The following is a 596-nucleotide window of genomic DNA, read 5'->3' as shown; positions in this document are numbered from 1 at the left end:
GAACAGGCTGTCGCCGGCGCTGAAAAGCGCTGCGGCGCGGCGCGCGACGGCGCGTTTCTCGCGCGCGAACTCGTGGATGCGCGCGTTGAATGCGCCTTCCGCAGGCGCCTCGGACAGCGTCGCGCCCCCGTGGTACTTGCGCAGGCGCCCGTCGGCGGCGAGCCGGCTCAGGTCGCGCCGGATGGTTTCGTGCGAGGCCCGGAACCGCTCGGCGAGGTATTCGACGGAGGCATTCTTGCGCTCGTAGACGATTTCGAGGATGGCCGCGTGTCTTTCGTTTGGGCGCATGGGGAGGGTGTCTCTGCTGGTCCCGGAAACGCGGGCCACCGCTGCCCGCCATCGCAACAGCTAAGCGACGGCCGACAGTTCCCGCTTCCAGCCCATTGTCTTTGAAACGGCTTCGGCAAAGCGCAGCTGCCAGGCGAGCGCGTCGGCCGGCGCGGTGCGTGGCTCGAACAGCGACGCGACGTCGTCGTCGCCGTCGGGCGTCTCCAGCGTCTGCCCGACGCCGCGTGCGGCGAGCGCCGCGCAGCCGAGCGCGGTGAGCTCGTCGAAGCGGCGCGTGGCGACGCTGCGGCCCGTCGCGTCCGCGAGAA

1 protein-coding gene and 1 pseudogene are annotated in these 596 nt (G+C 71.1%); both read right to left on the bottom strand.

The features are described from left to right. Positions 1 to 288: DeoR family transcriptional regulator (locus VTU_RS0124685; RefSeq protein WP_010110513.1), on the bottom strand; the 288-nt coding region annotated here is incomplete at its 3' end. A 60-nt stretch (positions 289 to 348) separates the two neighbouring features. Then, positions 349 to 596 (bottom strand): annotated as a pseudogene (locus VTU_RS34305) (glycerol kinase); the annotation flags it as partial.

Source organism: Verminephrobacter aporrectodeae subsp. tuberculatae At4, assembly GCF_000193225.1.
GTDB lineage: Bacteria > Pseudomonadota > Gammaproteobacteria > Burkholderiales > Burkholderiaceae_C > Acidovorax > Acidovorax aporrectodeae.
The sequence above is the reverse complement of the archived record's forward strand: the minus strand, read 5'-3'. Positions and strand labels throughout refer to the sequence as shown.